Source organism: Nocardiopsis akebiae, assembly GCF_018316795.1.
Taxonomy (GTDB): domain Bacteria; phylum Actinomycetota; class Actinomycetes; order Streptosporangiales; family Streptosporangiaceae; genus Nocardiopsis; species Nocardiopsis dassonvillei.
On sequence record NZ_CP074132.1, the window covers coordinates 416,952 to 434,415 of the forward strand.

The following is a 17,464-nucleotide window of genomic DNA, read 5'->3' on the forward strand; positions in this document are numbered from 1 at the left end:
CACGGTGGCAGGGTCTTCACTCGGGTGCATGAGGTGGTTCCGATCAACACGGCCCACACGACCCCGGAGAACACCCGCGTCGCCGCCGCCCTCTCCAGGGCGGCGGCGGAGGACCCCGACCCGGCGGTGGCGGCGCACGCCCGTGCCACCGAGCTGCTCCACCGGAACCGGACGCACCGCTCACCGGAACGCGGAGGGAAGGGTCATCAGGTCGATCCCCCACAGCGCCGGAAGCAGGAACAGCGTCCCCGCGACCACGAGGGCGAGGGCGATGAGGTTCAGCCAGAACCCGCTCCTGACCATCTCCATGATCGTCACCCTGCCGGTGCCGAACATGATCGCGTTCGGAGGGGTGCCCACCGGGAGCATGAACGCGCAGTTCGCGGCCATCGCGCAGGGGACCATCAGCGCGTACGGGTGGATGTTCAGGGAGACCGCGAGGGCCGCCATGACCGGGAGGATCATCGTCGCCGTCGCGGCGTTCGAGGTGATCTCCGTCAGGAACAGCACGAGCGCGGTGGCGATGACGACGGTCAGGATGACGTCGACCCCGTCGAGTACGCGCAGCTGCTCGCCGATCCACGCGGAGAGGCCGGTGTCCACGAACCCCGCGGCGATGGCCAGCCCGCCGCCGAACAGCAGGAGGATCCCCCAGGGGATCTTCTTGGAGTCCTCCCACCGGAGGATCCTCGGCTCCCCGGCGCCGCGGGTCGGCAGCGTGAACAGGACCACGGTGGCGACGATCGCGATGACCCCGTCGCTGATCCCCGGAAGGAGGCCCTCCCACAGGAACGACCGGGTCACCCACATGAACGCCGTGCCGAGGAAGACGCCGAGTACGAGCTTCTCCTCGGTGGACATCCGGCCGAGGGACCTCCTCTCCTCCCGGATGATCTCCCTGCCGCCGGGAAGCTGCTTGAAGCGGACCCTGAGCTTGACGCCCGTCAGGTAGAACCACGCGAGCGCGAGGAGGACGACGGCGATCGGGACCCCGAAGAGCATCCACCCGCCGAACGAGACGCTCTCGCCGAAGAGCTCCCCCGCGGTCGCCGAGAGGACGGCCAGCGGCGGTGTCCCGATGAGCGTGCCGAGGCCGCCGATGGTGGCCGCGTAGCCGATGCCGAAGACCACGGACTTCTCGAACCTGGGCAGGTCGTCGGCGAACTCCCCGCCCCGCAGCGAACGGGAGGCCTGGTACACGACCGCCAGGCCGACGGGGATCATCATCATCGTGGCGGCCGTGTTGGAGACCCACATCGACAGGAAGCCCGTCGCGACCATGAAGCCGAGGACGATGCGGCGCGGACTCGTGCCGATCGCCGCGACGATCGAGAGGGCGATGCGCTGGTGGAGGTTCCACTTCTCCATCGCGATCGCGAGCGAGAACCCTCCCAGGAACAGGAAGATGATGTCGTTGCCGTACGCCGCGACCACGGCGTCGCCCTCCAGCGCGCCGGTCAGCGGCAGGAGCGCGACCGGGAGCAGGGACGTGGCCGGGATGGGTATCGCCTCGGTGATCCACCAGGTCGCGACCCAGAGGGTGGTGGCGAGGACCGCACGTCCCGCCGAGGAGAGCCCCTCGGGTTCGAAGAACACGAGCGTCAGCACGAACAGCAGCGGACCGAGCACCAGCCCGGTGACGCGCGCGGGCGTGTAGCCGGGGCCGGGCCCGCCGGACTCGGCGCCCGGTTCCGCGGCTCCGGGGCCGTCATGGGCGGCGGCGGGCCCGCCGACGGAGGCCGCCGGCTCGGCCCGTCGCGACCTCCCGCGTCCGGAGAACGTCAGGAGCCCTTTGACGTCCCTGTGCGACGCCCACAGGCCCTCCCACAGGGAGTACGGGTAAGAGGTTGCCATCACTGCACCTTCTTCTGGCCCCTCGCTCGGCGCGGAGCGCGGCGGGGGACCGGTTCGGGGGGTACGCGGGTCGGCGTCGGCCGGGGGAACGGGGCCGTGGGGACTCCGCGCGGGAAACAGGGGACCGTCGCCGGTCGTGGCACCGGCTCCGTCGGCGGCGCCCGTGGCCCGGACGGCCGTTCACGCCGCCTGGGAGCGGTCGTGCGCGGGGGCGGCGGCTCCCGTGTCCGCGACCGTCGCGGGAGCCGCCCTTCCCGGGCGGTCAGCCGTGCAGGCCCCGCAGGACCTCGTGGAACTCCGCCTTGCCTTCGAGCCCGATGCCCGGGAGGTCGCCCGGCGCCACACGCCCGCGGGTGACCACCGCGTCGTCGGCGAAGCCGCCCGTGGGCTGGAACTCCCCTGGGTAGGACTCGTTGCCGCCGAGCTTGAGGGCGGCGGCGATGTGCAGCGAGAACTGGTGCCCGCCGTGCGGGACGCACCGGCGGGAGGACCAGCCGTGCCGGGCGAGCATGTCCAGGACCCGGCGGTACTCCGTCAGCCCGTAGCTCAGCGCCGGGTCGATCTGGACGAAGTCGCGGTCCGGGCGCATCCCGCCGTAGCGGATCAGGTTCCGCGCGTCCTGGAGGGAGAACAGGTTCTCACCGGTCGCGATGGGGTTGCGGTAGTCCTCCGACAGCGTCGCGTTCAGGGCGTAGTCCAGCGGGTCGCCGACCTCCTCGTACCAGAAGAGGCCGTACCGGTCGATGGCCCGGCCGTACTCCAGCGCGGTCCGCAGGTCGAACTTGCCGTTGACGTCCACCATCAGCCGGGACCCGTCACCGCCCAGGACGTCGATGACCGCCTCGATGCGCCTGAGGTCCTCGGCCAGGTCGGCGCCGCCGATCTTCATCTTGACGACCTCGTACCCGGCGTCGAGGAAGCCCCGCATCTCGTCCTGGAGGTCCTCCAGTGTCTTGCCGGGCGCGTAGTAGCCTCCGGCGGCGTAGACGAAGACGTCCTCGTCCGGCTCGCCGTCGCCGTAGTGGTCGGAGATCCACCGGTACAGCGGCACACCCGCGGCCTTGGCGGCGAGGTCGTGCAGCGCCATGTCCACCACGCCGACGGCGACGGAGCGTTCGCCGTGCCCGCCCGGCTTCTCGTTGCGCATCATGACGTCCCACGCCCCGGCGGGCGAGAGTTCGCCGTTCCCGTCCAGCAGTTCCTCCGGGGCGGCCTCGCGCAGCCGCGGCAGCATCCGCTCGTTCAGGATGGCCGTGGCGTTGTACCGGCCGTTGGAGTTGAAGCCGTAGCCCACCAGGGGTTCGCCGTCGACCACCACGTCGCTGACCAGCGCCAGGATCGTGCAGTCCATCTTGCTGAAGTCGATGTACGCGTTGCGCATCGACGAGCTGATGGGGATGGTGCCGACGTGGGCGGAAACGATTCGCATGGGTCTCTTCCTGCCGAACTTGATCTTATAAGTCACTTATAAGTTATGCGGAGCCTATACTGGCCGAGACGGGGGTCACAAGACCGTGAGCGGGATTTTGGTGAGAGAGGTCACGATGACCGGGGCGAACGTCTTCTCCAGCAAGGGCGGGCTGGCCTACACGGAGCTGCGCCGCCGCATCACCTCCGGTGAGCTCGCCCCGGGCTCACGCCTGTCGCAGTACGAACTGGCGGAGGAGATGGGGATGAGCATCACGCCCCTGCGCGAGGCCGTCAGGCGGCTGGCCAGCGAGGACTGGGTCGTGATGGACACCCACCGGGACGTGCGCGTGGCGCCCATGAGCGCCTCCGAGGCGCGCGAGCTGCTGGAGGCCCGCTTCTCGCTGGAGCCCTCCGCCACGGAGCTCGCCGCACTGCGACGCACCGAACGCGACATCGCCGCGATGAGGGAGGCCGCCGACCGGCTCCTGCCGGTCACCCGCACCTGGGGTGAGGAGGCCATCACGGCGCACCGGGCTTTCCACCAAGCGATCTACGCCGCATCGCACAACAGCGTGATGACCAGGCTCCTGGACGACCTGTGGGACAAGGCCGACCGGTACCGGCGGATCGGCCTGGAGCTGCCCGCGGGCGCCGAGCCGCGCACCCTCGACCTCAACCAGCACCACGAGATCCTGGAACTCGTGGTCGTCGGCGACGGCGCCGCCGCGGCCGGACTGGTGCGCTCCCACATCCGCAACAGCCTCGGAGCCGTGGTCACGGACACCCTGGAAGGCAGGCAGCGCGCCTACCACCCCATCGCCGAGCGCTCGGTCTGAGACCGCCGGAGCGCCGGCCCCACGACCGCGCAACGGAACTCCGCGCCCCGCCGACGCCCGCGCGGTCCAGCGGCCCGGGCGGCCGGACCGCGCGGCCGGGGTCCCGCGTCTCAGCCGCGGGCCAGGGCGCGCAGTTCCTCCAGGCTCGCGGCACGGGACTCGGGGGCGTCGGCGTCCACCCGTCCCCCCTGGGGGTCGTCGACCCTCCCGGCGCAGGACCGGAGCGCCTCCAGCGCGGTCAGCCCCTCGCCGCGCAGGCGCACGTGCTCCATCGTCCACCAGCCTCGGGCGGTGTTGCCCGCCGTGTCGGGCGGCAGGAGGGGCTGGAAGTCGCTGGCCTCCTCGGTCTCGGAGGCCCACAGGTACCCGATGAGGCCGCCGTCCCGGTGCACGGGGAGGTACACCACGGGGCCCGCGGTGGTCGGGGCGTAGGAGCGGCCGACCAGTACGGGGGACAGCGCCTCGTCGCTCCACCGGTCGAACGCCCCCTGCCCCGCGCCCGGCGCACGCGCCGGATCCCCGGCGCCGTCGGTCCCGCGGTACGGGTCGGGCTCCGCCCCGCCCCGGTCCGTTCGGTACCCGTCCTCGGGTGAGCGCCCACCGTCCATGGCCGTCCCCACTTCCTCTCGTCTCCAACTGCCACTGCGGTACCGGGTGTCCTGCCCGGGTCAGGGGGGAGGGATCCCGTCCGGTCGGTCGGCGTGCTCGGGCACGCTCCCCGGCGGGACCGCCCCGGCCCGGTCGTCCTGAGGGGCCCCGGTCCAGCGTGCCAGCGCGCCGAGGGCGTCCAGCCCCTGGGCCCGGGCCAGGATCAGGCGGCGCACCCAGGCGCCCTTGGCGTTCAGCCCCGCCGGGCCGGGCACGGGCAGGAACCCCGCGGCGGTCCCGTCCCGCGAAGCCCAGAGGCGGCCCAGCGCGCTCCCGTCCTCCCGCAGCACGGGGACGTGCAGCACCGGCCCGTCGGTGTCGGCGGCGAACCGGGGCTCGGCGCCCGTGAACTCGGGGCGGAACTCGTCCCGCGCGGCCCGCTCCTCGTCGGTCATCCCTCCTCCTTCGTCACGGTCGCGGGGTGAACGGCAGCACGGTCACCCGCAGGGTCCACTGGCCGGTGTCGGGGTCCTGGAGCGCGTCGTCGATCCTGAAGCGCGTTCCGCGCGGCAGGAGGAGCTCCCTCTCGGTCCGGTGCACGCTGTTCTCGCCGATCCACAGGGCGGGGTGCCCCGCGGGCACGGCCAGGTGGAACTGGTAGGCGGCGGTCCGGTTCACCGTCTCGACCCCCAGCGACCCCGAGAGGAACCCCCGTTCGAGGAACTCCGTGCCGATCAGGTCCGTGGGGTCGTGGAATGGCCGCCCCGGCGGGGCCATGAAGCCCACGCTGAACACCGAGCGCCGGACCTCGACCGCCTCCGGGACCGGCTCCACCGCCCGGTCGAGCCGGTCCATCCCCTCGCGCAGCAGGTCCCAGGTCCTCTCGGCGTTCTCCCGGGTCGGTGTGTGCCCGTCGAACCACTTCTCGACCCAGGAGCCGAAGAACCGCTGCTCGCTGAGCCGCAGGACCTCGGACTCGGGGTTGGAGTGCCGGGAGAAGTCGTTGTAGAACTGCGCGTTCTTCGTGTAGGCCCGGGCGGAGTCCTGCTGCTCCGGGGCCAGGGACGGGAACCGGTCGCCGAGGACGAGCTTCCCGTACCCCGAGCCGTCGTCGTCGGTGCCGAACCGGCGCACGCCGTCGGGGTCGACCCGTCCGGGGCGGTCGGCGGGCAGGTCCGGCCCGGCGGCCTGTGCCCCGGTCTCCGGGGAAGCGGCGGAGTCCAGCCCCAGGAGGGCGCTCAGGAAGGCCTCGGTGCCGCTGTCGAGCCCCACTTCTTCGGGCCCGGTCACGGTGGTCTCCGTTTCGGTCAGCACGGTGAGCACCTGGACGTCCGAGGCCTCCCCGGCCCGCCGCTCCGGCGCCGGAGCGGTCTCCGTCCGCGGCGGGGGCACCACCTCGGCCTCGATGTAGAACCCCGGCACCCCGAACGATCCGCCCCATCCCGCGCGGGTGATCCGGTAGGTGGTGCCCCGGGCGAGGACGACCTCGCGCTCCTCCGGGTAGTCGCTCCTCTCACCGATCCACAGGCCGCGGCTGCCCGCGGGCACGGTCAGGTGGACGACGTGCCCGGATTCGGCCTTGTGGTGCTCGGCCAGCTTGTTGCCAAGGGACATGGACATGAAACCGGGCTCGGTCTGGACGGTGCCCACCAGGGAGTAGGGGTCCATGTCCCGGAACCCGTCGAGGAACGAGACCTCGGACAGGCCGCGGACCATCTCGACCGTGTCGGGCAGCGGGCGGTCGACGGCCCGGTCGAGACGCTCCAGGAACGCGGCCACGTCGGCCGCGGTGGGGAACACGTCTCCGTTGGACCGCGCCACGATACCGCCCGCGCCCGCGTTCCGGTGCCAGCCCGCCAGTTCCGCCTCCGGGTCCGGCGCGTCGAGGATGTACCTGACGAAGCCGGCGGTGTGTTCGGGCACCCGGTCCTGCGCCATGAGTTCCCGGAGGCGCTCGACGGTGGGCCAGGACAGGTCGTTCAGCTCGTACAGGCTCCAGCCGCGGGCCAGCATCGGGTCCGTGCTGGTCTGGAGGCGGGTCTCGTCCAGCACCTCGTCCAGGGCGTCCTGGATCTGCTCGGGCGAGAGGTTCTCGCGCACGATCGCGTTGAGCCACCCGTCCGCCGTGTACCCGAGCACGTCCTCGCGCTGCCGGTCGTGGAGGGTGTCGAAGGCGTGCGGGTTGTTCGCCGGATCGTGGAGCCAGCGGCCGTAGGCGTCGGTCTCCTCCGGCGAGCGGAACCGCCGCACGCCCCGGTCGTCGACGTACCCCCTGCCGTCGTCGGGGGTCCCGGTGTCGGTGGCGGGGGTGTCCGCGGAGGCCTCCGGGGCGGCTGTTTGTCCCGTCTCCCCGCCGGGGGCGGCCGTGTCCTGCCCGGTCCCCCCTCCGGTCGCGGGCGGGGCTTCCTCCACGGTCGGCGGTCGGGCCGCGGAGGCGGTGCCGGTCTGTTCCGGCAGGACGGCCTCGGCGGACAGCAGCAGACCGTGGGCGGTCCTCTCCGCGCCGGTGACGCGATAGGACATCCCCCGCGGCAGGACGATCTCGTGGTTCGACGGCCGCGGGCCCTCCGCGCCCAGCCAGAGCCCGTGCGCGCCCTCGGGCAGGGTCAGCCGGACGGTCACCGCGGGGTGCCCCACGCCCACGGGTTCCGGGTTCAAGGAGACCGTGGTGTACCCCGGGCTGCTCTGGACGGTGCCCACCAGGCCGGAGGGGTTCCTCTCGTCGTACCCCTCCGGGAACCGGAGGTCGTGGGTGTGGGTCATGACCCACGTCGTCTCGACCGCGTCCGGAAGCGGGCGCCCCACCGCTTCGTCGTAGCTTCCGAGCAGTTCCCGCACATCCTCGGCGGAGGGGTAGGTCCCCCCGTTGGCCGCGGCCAGCGCTCCGGCCCTACCGCTCCTGCGGTACAGACCGGCGAGCCGTTCCTCGGGACGCTCCAGCGCGAGGATCGTCCGCAGGAAGTGCGCTTTGGGGGTCCCCTCCTCGGCGGCGTCCGCGATCTCCCGCAGCCGGTCGAGCGTGGGCCAGGTGAGCCCGTTGGCCTCGTAGACCTCCCAGCCGCTGCTGCCGTGGGGGTCCACGACCGAGGGCCGCTCGCTACGGCTCATCGAGCGCAGCCGGTCGAGTTGCGTCCGCACGTCGTCCGGGGGCACCAGTGCCAGGTCCGCGAGCCACGGGGTGTCCGAGAACGCCGAGGCGACGCGGCGCGCCTCCTCCGGCAGGGTGCCCAGCCCCGGCATGCCGCCCTCCGCGCGCCCGGCCCGGTGGGCGTACCAGTCGGCCTCCGCGGGCGTCCGGAACCGCCGGACACCGGACGCGTCCAGCCGTCCGTCCGAGAGCGGGTCGGCGAAGGGCTCCGGGTGCAGGACCACCTCAGCGGAGAGCACGGTCACGATCCCGCTCGTGTTCATGTCGAACGTTTCCCGGACACCGGTGATCCGGTAGGTGGAACCTCGGGCGAGGGTGAGTTCGCGCTGTTCGGGATCGTGGCTGCGGGAGCCGATCCAGAGGCCGTGCGCATCCTGGGGGACGTTGAGCCGCAGGAGGTAGCGGAAGGGGGCGGCATCGCTCTTGAAGGCCTGGTCGCCCAGGGTGGTGGACACGTACCCGGGTTCGGTGTGGACCGTGCCTTCGAGGTCGTCGGCGTCGTACCTGCCGGCCGCGCGCAGCAGGTGGTCGATGGAGTGCATGCCCCGGGAGACGACCACGCCTTCGGGCAGGGGACGGTCGGTGGCGTCGTCGAGGAGGCGGAAGAGTTCCAGGACGCGGTCCACGTCGGGGTAGGTCCCGCCGTTGTGGCGGGCGATGACCCCGGCGTACCCGGCGTTGTGGAACCAGTAGCGCAGCTCCGCGGCGGGGTCGCGGGCGGTGAGGACGTAGTCGATGAGCCCGGCGGCGCGCGGGGGGAGGTCCTCCGGGTTCGCCCGGAGCTCGCGCAGCCGGTCGAGGGTGGGCCAGGTGAGTCCGTTGGCCTCGTACAGGTCCCAGCCGTGGGCGGTCACCATGGTCTCCGCCTGCCCGGCCTCGTTCTGGGCCCCGGCCCGGATCAGTTCCAACTGGCGCGCCACGCCTGTCGGGGACAGGGGCCGGATCCGTGCCATCCGGGTGATCCAGGCGGACCTGGTGTAGGCGTCTACGATCCGGCGCTGGTCGGGGGTGAGGGTGTCGAAGGCGTGGGGGTTGTTGGCCGGGTCCTGGAGCCACTGGTCGTAGGCGTCCAGTTCCTCCGGGGCGCGGAAGCGCCGGTATCCGTCGTCGCCGACGTGCCCGCGGCCGTCGCCCGCCGGAGGGCGCGACTCCTCGTCGAGGACCGTGGAGGTCTCGGAGTCGCCGTCTCCGGCCTCCGCCGACGGCTCCCGCGCCGACGTGTCCGCGCGGACCGGCTCGGCGTCGATCTCCATTCCGTCGTCGGTGATCCGGACGTCGGTGACGCGGTAGCCGAAGTCCCGGGGCATGACCAGCGCGTGCGGGTCGCCCGTCGCGCCCCGGTCGCCGATCCACAGACCCCGCGCGTCCTCGGGGAGGACCATGCGGACGACCGCCACTGTGTCGCGCTGCGCGGTCGTGAAGGGCGAGTCGCCCAGGGAGACGGTGGTGTAACCCCGCTCGCGCTGGTCCCTGCCCACTACGGCGGACCGGTCGTCCCAGTCGTATCCGTCGAGTCCGGGCAGGTCCCGTTCGACGTCCAGTGCGAAGGACACCGCGATCGGGCCGGGCAGGGGCCGGTCCACGGCCGTGTCCATGTCCCGGATGAGCTCCAGGGCCCTGTCCCCGGTGGGGTAGACACCGCCGTTGGCCCGGGCGACCTCCCCCGCGTCGTCCGCGTTCTCGTACCAGTAGTCCAGTCGCAGCCGCGGATCGGAGGAACCGAAGATGTCCGCCGCGACCGCCTCGAACGCCTGGGAGCGGCCTCCCTCGGCGTACAGTTCCCGCACCCGGCTGAGCGAGGGCCACGACAGGCCGTTCGCCTCGTAGAGCACCCACCCGTTGGGGGTGTCGGGGTCGGTGGCGTTGTCCAGGCTGGTTCTGCTCCAGAAGTCGAGCCTGGCCTGGACGACCGCCGGGTCGGAGGTCCCGAGCCGGGCGAGATTGCTGAGCCAGGGGAACGCGGTGTGCCCGCTGATGAGGGCGCGCAGCTCCGGCGGCAGGGCGCCGTAGGTGTGCGGCTCACCGTCCCGCTCCTCCATCCGCTCCGCGAAGGCGTCCAACTCCTCCCTGGTGCGGAACCCGCGGACCTCTCCGCCGCCCGTTTCGGGTGTCGCGGCCTCGGTGTCGCCGTCGTCCGTGCGGTCGAGCCGGGCCCGGTCGGCGCGCGGGGCCGTCGGCGCCTCGTCGTCGGAGTCGTAGCGGTCCAGGAGGGGCCGGTCGTCGTACGCGTCGTCTCCGTCGCTCTCGCGCCCGGAGTCCTCCAGCCCCAGGAGCGCGGCCAGTCCGGCCTCCGCGTCCGCACCGAGTCCGGGCTCGTCGGGGCCCGTGACGGTGGCGTCCGTGTCGGTCTCCGCCGTGAACACGTGCAGGTCGGCGGACTCCTCGGTCCCCTCCTGGTCCGGTTCGGGAACCGGACGCTCCGGCACGATCACCTCGGCCTCGATGTACAGGCCCTCCAGTCCGCGGGAGCCGCCCCAGCCCGCCCGGGTGATCCGGTAGGTCGTACCCGGGGGGAGGATCATCTCGCGCTCCTCGGGGTGCCTGCTCTCCGAACCGATCCAGACGCCCCGGGAGCCGCGGGGGAGGGTCAGGTGCAACGCGTGCGCGTAATTGGACGTGACCCCGGCGAGCTCGTGCCCCAGAGACGTGGACATGAACCCGCGCTCGGTGTGGACGGTGCCCACGAGGGAGTAGGGGTCCTTGCCGTCGAAGCCTTCGAGGTGGTCCAGTTCCTCCAGCCCGCGGATCACCTCGATCCCCTCGGGCAGGGGCCTGTCGATGGCCTCCGTCAGGGTCCGGAGGTGTTCGAGCGTGCGTTCCGGGGGCGGGAACGCGTCGTCGCTCGACCTGGCGACCTCCCCGGCCTCACCGGCGCGCGCGTGCCAGCTGTCGAGTTCCTCCTGCGGGTCCGGCGCGTCGAGGATGTACCTGACGAAGCCCTCGGCCCTCTCCGGAACGCGTCCCTGCTCCAGGAGTTCCCGCAGCCGGTCCAGGGTCGGCCACGCGAGGTCGTTCATCTCGTACAGTTCCCAGCCGCGCGAGCCCATGGGGTTGGTCTCGAACGACGCGACGGTGTCCTGGCGCATCAGGTCCAGAACGATCCCCACCCGTTCCGCGTTCATGGAATTGCGGGCCACGGTGTTGAGCCAGCCGTCGATGGTGTAGCCCGTGATCCTGTTCCGGTGCTCAGGGCTCAGGGCCGCGAAGGCGTGCGGGTTGTTGGCGGGGTCGTGGAGCCACAGGTCGTAGGCGTCGAGTTCCTCCTCCGTGCGGAACCTCCGGATCCCGTTCCCGTCGACGTGGCCCCGTCCGTCGCCGGGTTCCTGACCGCTGCGGGCCGTGTCCGGTCCTGTGACGGCGTCGTTCGCCCCGTCGGGCGCGGCCTCTGCGGTGGGCGGGGCGCTCACCGCCTCGTGTGCTGCCTCTGCGGTGGGCGGCGCGCTCACCGCCTCGGGCGCGGCGGTGTCGTCCGTCGGCGCGTGCACCCGCGCGGTGATCACGGGACGGCCTCCGGACGTGTCCACGGAGTCGATCCGGAACCCGGTCCCCGGCGGGAGGACGATCTCCTGGTTCTGGGGGCGGGGGCCCGCGCCGCCCAGCCAGAGGCCGTGCGCCCCCGGCGGCAGGACGAGGCGGACGACCGCTGCCGGCCCCTCGCCCGGGCCGACCGGACGCGGGTTGAGCGCGACCGCGGTGTACCCCCGGGTGGTCTGCTCGGTCCCGACCAGCGCGGAGGGGTCGCGCGGGTCGAATCCGTGCAACCGCCGCGCAGTCGCCTGGTCCAGGTACCAGGTGCTCTCGACCGCGTCGGGCAGCGGGCGGCGGACGGCGTTCTCATAGGAGGCGAGCATGTCCAGCAGCCTCTCGGGCGAGGGGTAGGCGCCCCCGTTCGCGCGGGCCAGGACCCCGGCGGCCCCGGCCGAGTTGTACAGCCCGCCCAGCCTGCGGGCCGCCTCCTGGGGGCCCTGCCTGAGGATGTCGGTGATGAACCGCGCCCGCGCGGGGTTGCGCACCCGCTCCACGGACAGGAGTTGGAGCAGCCGGTCGGGGGACGGCCAGGTGAGGCCGTTCGCCTCGTACAGCTCCCACCCGATGACCTGCTGCCGCTCCGCCGGGGTGGATGCCTGGGTGACGCGGCTCGCCGCGCGTAGGGAGTCCAGCAGTTCCCGGGCGCCGTCGGGGTCCGTCCGGGTGAGGTCGAACCCGCCCGCGAGCGCGCTGAGGGCACGGGCGAGTTCCTGCCGTGCCCGGGGGAGCGCGTTGACGGCGTGCGGGTTGTGCGCCGGGTCGTGGAGGCGGTGGCCGTACCAGTGGGCCTCCTCCGTGCTCCAGAACCTGCGGACGCCGTCCTCACCCGTGCTCCCCTCCGAGAAGAGGTCGGGCACCGCCCGCGGCAGCCGGACCACGGTCGCGGTGACCACGGTCTGCGGGCCGCCGGATTCGGGGTCGATCCTGTCCTGGACGCCGGTGACGCGGTACGTGGTGCCGCGGCCCAGGGTGAGCTCCATCTGCTCCGGGTCCTGGCTGCGCGTACCGATCCAGAGGCCCCGGCTCCCCTCGGGCACGTCCAGGCGCAACAGGAAGGGGAATCCTTCCGCGTCCGTCTTGAATGGGGTGTCGCCCAGGGTGGTGGACATGTAGCCGGGTTCGGTGTGGACGGTGCCCACCAGCCCGCGGGGGTCAGTGCCCCCGGTCGTGCGCAGGAGGTGGTCGATCGACTGCATGCCGCGGGAGACGGCCATGCCCTCGGGCAGCGGGCGGTCGACCGCGCCGTCCATCAGGCGGAACAGCCGCCGGGTCTCGGCGGCGTCGGGGTAGACGCCCCCGTTGAGCCGGGCGATGACCCCCGCGTATCCCGCGTTCTGGAACCAGTGGCCGAGTTCGGCACGGGGGTCGGGGGCGTCGAGGATGTACTGGATGAGCCCGCGGGTCCGCGGGGGTAGCGGCTGGGGGGAGGCCGCGATCTGGCGCAGCCGTTCCACGGTCGGCCAGACCAGACCGTTGGCCTCGTACAGGTCCCAGCCGTGGGCCGTCTGCGCCGTGTCGGGGTCGGCCGCCTCGGTCCGGGACTGCGAGCGCCACTCCATCAGCTGTCGGGCGACGGTCTGGGGCAGGAAGGGCCGGATGCGGGCGACACGGGTGATCCAGGCGGACTCGACGTAGGAGTCGACCGTCCGGCGCTGGTCGGGGGTGAGGGTGTCGAAGGCGTGGGGGTTGTTCGCCGGGTCCTGGAGCCACCGGTCCTGCCCCTCGATCTCCTCGGGGGAGTCGAAGCGGCGGATGCCGTCCTCGTCGAGGGCGCCCCTGACGTCGGTGTCCGCGTCCGAGTCGTCTGAGTCGTCCGATTCCGCGTCCGAGGCGTCCGATTCCGAACTGGCGTCGCTCTCGTGATCTCCGTGGCCCGTGTCGTCGTGGGCCGCCGCGGGTTCCGCCGGGGGCGCGGCCACCGGTCGCGGTTCCGCGGGCAGGGCCACGGCGGTGATCTCCACGATCCCGTCCGACTCCGTGACGTCGGTGACGCGGTAGCCGGTGCCGCGCGGGAGGAGGAGCGTGTACGGGTCGGAGGTGTCCGCCCTGTCGCCGATCCACAGGCCGCGCCCGCCCTCGGGCACGGTCAGGCGGACCACGGCCGTGCCGTCGCCTCCGGTCGCCGGTGAGCGGTCCAGGGAGGTGCGCAGGTACCCCGCCTCCCGCTGATCGGTGCCCACCAGCGAGGAGGGGTCGCCCTCGACGTATCCGGCGAGCCCGGCGAGACCCTCGTCCCCGCTCAGCGTGAAGGTCACCTCCAGGGGGCCCGGCAGCGGGCGGTCGGTCGCGGCGTCCAGGGTGCGCAGGGTGTCCAGCACCCGGTCGGCCGTCGGGTAGGCGCCGCCGGCGGCCCTGGCCAGGGCACCGGCCTCGTCCGAGTTTTCGTACCAGTGGCGCAGCCGCTGTCCGGGGTCCGGCGCCTTGAAGACGTCGTCGATGAGCCGGATGAGGGTGTGGGAGTTACCGCCGTTGGAGTGGAACTCCCGGATCTCGGCGAGGGTCGGCCAGCGCCTCCCGTTCTTCTCGTAGAGGGGCCAGCCGTTGAGGTCGTCGCCGGTGGCGTTGTCGTCCGCGTCGTAGGTCAGGTCCTCCAGCCTCTTCTGGACGGAGGGGGCGTCCAGCGAGGGGATCCAGGTGAGGGACGAGAGCCAGTCGCTGGCCGCCTGCGAGACGACGGCCTCGCGCTGGTCCCGGGGCAGCGCGTCGAAGGTGTGCGGGTTGGTGCCCGGGTCATCGAGCTCCGCGGCGCGGGCGGCCGGGTCCTCCAGCCCCAGGATGCCGGCCATCCCGTCCTCCCGGTCGCGCGTCCACCCGGGACCGGTGGAGGGCCCGTCGTCCTCGGACGGGTCCTGTTCCGCCGTCTCCATCAGGAACACGGTCACGTCGTCGTCCGTGTTCGGCTCGGGCGCCGACCGCGCTGGAGGCGGCTGCGGGGAGGGCCCGTCCCCCGGGCCGGAGGACTCCTCCCCGGTCACCGGTCCGCTCCGGTCGGGCGGGGTCTGCTCGTTGAGGGCGCTGTGGAACGTGTCCAGGATCGAGGCGGTCGCGGGACGCTCCTCCGGCTCCGGCTCCGCCCGGTCGCTCAGGGGAGCGCCGACCGTCCCGGTGCCGTCCCCGTCCGGGTCCCGCACCTCCGCGGCCGTGTCGTCGGTGTCGGTCGCCGTCCGGCCCGGTGCCGACGTCTCCCCGGGCCCTTCTCCAGAGGCCGGTGCGTCTCCGTCGCCGTCCACCAGCGCCGTGTTGACGGTCCTCACCGCGTCCGGTGCGCCGTAGGGGGAGGGCCCCCGGTCCTCGGGGTCCTGCATCGCGTAGCGGACGTAGTCCGTCGTGAGCCGCCCGCCGGGCAGCCAGAGCCGGGCGCGGACCGGGTCGTGGCGGTCGCGGAGCTGGCGGCCGATGCCGCGGGCCAGGGACTCGGCGTCCTGGACGCGTTCGGGAGGGGCGGACTCCCCGTTCAACGGGACGCGCCTGTTGGACGGGTCGGAGAGGACGTACACCAGTGCCTGGGCCAGCGCGCGCGCCTCGCGGATGGAGTGGTTCTCCGGGGCCGGTCCGTCGACCGGTCGCAGCAGCCTCCAGAAATCGGCTCCCAGCGTCCGCGCCCCGGACAGGTCCTTGTCCGCGAGGGCCCGGGTGAGTTCGGGCAGGCGGTCCAGGACCGACGCGGCACGGGCGTCGGCCCTCGGGTCGATCCCGGGAGCCGTGGGGTCGGTGCGCGTCTGTCCGGGGGCGTCGGAGCCGCTGTCCGCCGCGCGCTCGGGTCCGGCGGCGGTCGGCGCCGGAGGCGCGTCCGTGTCCGTGCTCCGCGCGGTGACCGGCGTGCCCTCGGCGGCGGGCGAGGCGTTGCGCTCCGGACCGGTTTCCCCTTCGGGGCCGCTCCGGTCCGCGGACCCGGCGCCTTCGCCCTCGCGTTCACCGCCCGCGCGGTTCTCACGACCGGATCCGTCGCCCTCCTCCCGGCCCGAGCGGTCCTTGCCGTCCTCAGACGCCTCCCTGTTCGCGGCGGGACGCTGGCCGTCGCCGGAGCCGTCGGTTCCCTCGTCCGGCCGCCCGTCGTCGCCGGACCGGTCCTCGGCTTCGTCCTGGGAGCGGTCGTCTTCGCGGGAGGCGTCCTCGTCGCGCCCGTCGGACCGTTCGGCGTCGCGCTCGGGAGCGGTGCGCCCGCTGTCCTCGGTGTCCCGGGGCGGTCCGCTCTCGGTCCCGGGACCGGTGTCGTGCTGGTCGCCGCCGCTCTCGGCCGCGGGCTGCGGGGGCGGCGCGCTCTGCGTCCTGGGTCCGGTCTCGTGCTGGTCGTCGCCGGTTTCGGCGACGGGCCGCGGAGACGGCGGGACGTCCTCCGACGCGGTCCGCTGCTCGGGTGCGGGTGCGGGTGCGGTGTCGGACTGTGGCGTGCTCTCGCCGGTACCGCGCGCACCGTCGCCGTTCGTCCCCTGGGGGGAGGAGTCCGGCGCGCGGTTGTCGCTGGTGCGCTGGGGCGCGCGTCCGCCGCTGTCTGGGGTGGTGTTCTGCGGTGTGTTCGCGGGTGGTGCGGTGGTCTGGCCCGCGGGGGGTGCCACGGCCACGGGGGCGGGGGTGTGCCGCTGCTCTGGAGCGGGGTCGGGGCGGTCGTTCGGGTTGGTGTCGCCGGTGTCCCTGTTGTCGCCGGTGTCGCCGGTGTTGTCCGGGTGGGGTGTGGGCTGCTCGGTGCCGGGGGGCGGGTCCGTCATCGGGTTGTCGGGGACGATGGCGTTGAGGAAGTTCACGGTCAGGGGAGCGTCGTTGGCTCCGGGATGGAAGGGACCGCCGCTCGGTGCGGGGTGTGGGGTGTCGGCGGAGTGGAAGGGGTCCTTGCCGGGGTCGGGGTTCTTGAGGGGGTCGGGCGCCAGGGTGGGGGCGTCCTCGTCGCGGTGCACGCCGACGTCGTCGTCGAAGGTCCGGTCGCGGTCCTCGGGCCCGCCGGACTCGGTGTCGGTGTCGGTGTCGCCGTAGTCGGAGCCGGTGTCGCTGATCAGGTCGGGGACGTCATCGACCTCGGGAACACCGTCACGGTTACCGGTCCCCTGCCCGGAGGACTCCGGAGCACCGTCGCGGCCGAAGACGGAGGGCCCGTCGCCGTCGCGGTCCTCTTGCCGGTGGGAGCGGTCACCGCCGCGCTCGGGGGCACGGTCACCGTCCTGGTCGGGACCGCCGTCTCCCTGCGCCCAGGGGTTGGTGCCGCCGGGGCCGACGCGGTTACCGCTCTGGCCGCTGATGTCCTCACTCGTGGTTTCGGCCGGGGGTGGTGGTACCGACAGGTCGGGTGGGGTCTTGAGCAGGTCCATACCGCGCAGGGCCCCGTCGGTGGCGCCCTGCTGGATACCGGCCTGGGAGGCGCCCGCGGTGGCCGACCACACCGAGGCCTGCCAACCGCGTCCGTCCATGAGGCTGCCCAGCCCCTCGCCCAGGTAGCCCTCCAGGGCTCCGGAGCCGAGGCTGCCCCCGGTCTGCTGGGCGTAGGCGCTGGCGGTGGAGAAGTAGTCGTTGAGGGGTTGGCGCAGGTTGACGGGCACGTCGGACAGGTGGTCGCGCATGTGCGGGGGCAGACGGTCCCCGATGCTCTGGCGCAGGTGCTGGCCCAGGGCGGGGTCGTTCCAGTGCCGGGTCAGGGCGCGGGCGTAGTCGCGGCCCAACTCGCGCGCCGCCTGGTGGCCCAGGTGGTCGCCGAAGTGGCGGGCGAACAGGTCGGCGAACTCCTCGCGGGCGGCGGCGGCCTTGGCGGGGTTGTCGAAGGCGCCCGCGCCGGGGGCGCTGCCGGGGTGGTAGGGGGTCAGGAGTTCGTCGTTGTGGCGGCCCAGGATCTGGGCCAGGTCCTTGTTCAGGGTCGGTGGCGCCAGGGGTGTGCTGGTCGGGTCGTTTTTGGGTGTGGGGGAGTCCGGGCCCCGGTCGGGGCTGGTGGGCGGGTCGTCCTTGACGGGTCCGGTGGGGGGCGCGTCGGGTCCGCCGCCGGGGGGCGGCGTGTCGGTGTCGCGGCCGGGTCCGTTGGCGGGCGGGTCGTCCTTGACGGGTCCGGTGGGGGGCGTGTCGGGTCCGCCGCCGGGGGGCGGTCCGGGCGGGTCCTCGGGGCTCGGGCGCAAAGGGGGCC

6 protein-coding genes are annotated in these 17,464 nt (G+C 73.3%); 1 reads left to right on the top strand and 5 read right to left on the bottom strand.

Features of this window, described 5'->3' with window-relative positions; genetic code table 11:
- Nucleotides 1-180 precede the first annotated feature (180 nt).
- On the bottom strand, nt 181-1,854 hold the full coding sequence (locus KGD83_RS01885) for an SLC13 family permease (protein ID WP_212642240.1): 1,674 nt from the start codon (nt 1,852-1,854) through the stop codon (nt 181-183).
- 262 nt (nt 1,855-2,116) lie between these two features.
- Nucleotides 2,117-3,283 carry an enolase C-terminal domain-like protein gene (locus tag KGD83_RS01890; protein WP_212642241.1) on the bottom strand — a complete coding sequence of 389 codons (1,167 nt, stop codon included), beginning with the start codon at nt 3,281-3,283 and terminating at the stop codon, nt 2,117-2,119.
- A gap of 115 nt (nt 3,284-3,398) precedes the next feature.
- On the opposite strand from KGD83_RS01890, the gene KGD83_RS01895 reads away from it, so the two are divergent.
- A complete protein-coding gene (locus KGD83_RS01895; RefSeq protein WP_212642242.1) occupies nt 3,399-4,100 on the top strand; it encodes a GntR family transcriptional regulator in 702 nt (233 codons plus the stop codon).
- A gap of 110 nt (nt 4,101-4,210) precedes the next feature.
- Here KGD83_RS01895 and KGD83_RS01900 read toward each other — a convergent pair whose 3' ends face one another.
- The 3 genes from KGD83_RS01900 to KGD83_RS01910 are packed head-to-tail and all read right to left on the bottom strand — an operon-like array spanning nt 4,211 to nt 17,456.
- A complete protein-coding gene (locus KGD83_RS01900) occupies nt 4,211-4,708 on the bottom strand; it encodes a hypothetical protein (RefSeq protein WP_212642243.1) in 498 nt (165 codons plus the stop codon).
- A 60-nt stretch (nt 4,709-4,768) separates the two neighbouring features.
- A complete protein-coding gene (locus KGD83_RS01905) occupies nt 4,769-5,143 on the bottom strand; it encodes a hypothetical protein (RefSeq protein WP_212642244.1) in 375 nt (124 codons plus the stop codon).
- A gap of 13 nt (nt 5,144-5,156) precedes the next feature.
- A complete protein-coding gene (locus KGD83_RS01910) occupies nt 5,157-17,456 on the bottom strand; it encodes an ADP-ribosyltransferase (RefSeq protein ID WP_212642245.1) in 12,300 nt (4,099 codons plus the stop codon).
- Between the last annotated feature and the right edge of the window lie 8 nt (nt 17,457-17,464).

What these genes read in the sequence shown, in the direction of transcription:
- KGD83_RS01890 (WP_212642241.1), bottom strand. Translation starts at nt 3,283, where the DNA reads ATGCGAATCGTTTCCGCCCACGTCGGCACCATCCCCATCAGCTCGTCG.
- KGD83_RS01900 (WP_212642243.1), bottom strand. Translation starts at nt 4,708, where the DNA reads ATGGACGGTGGGCGCTCACCCGAGGACGGGTACCGAACGGACCGGGGC.
- KGD83_RS01895 (WP_212642242.1), top strand. Translation starts at nt 3,399, where the DNA reads ATGACCGGGGCGAACGTCTTCTCCAGCAAGGGCGGGCTGGCCTACACG.
- KGD83_RS01885 (WP_212642240.1), bottom strand. Translation starts at nt 1,854, where the DNA reads ATGGCAACCTCTTACCCGTACTCCCTGTGGGAGGGCCTGTGGGCGTCG.
- KGD83_RS01905 (WP_212642244.1), bottom strand. Translation starts at nt 5,143, where the DNA reads ATGACCGACGAGGAGCGGGCCGCGCGGGACGAGTTCCGCCCCGAGTTC.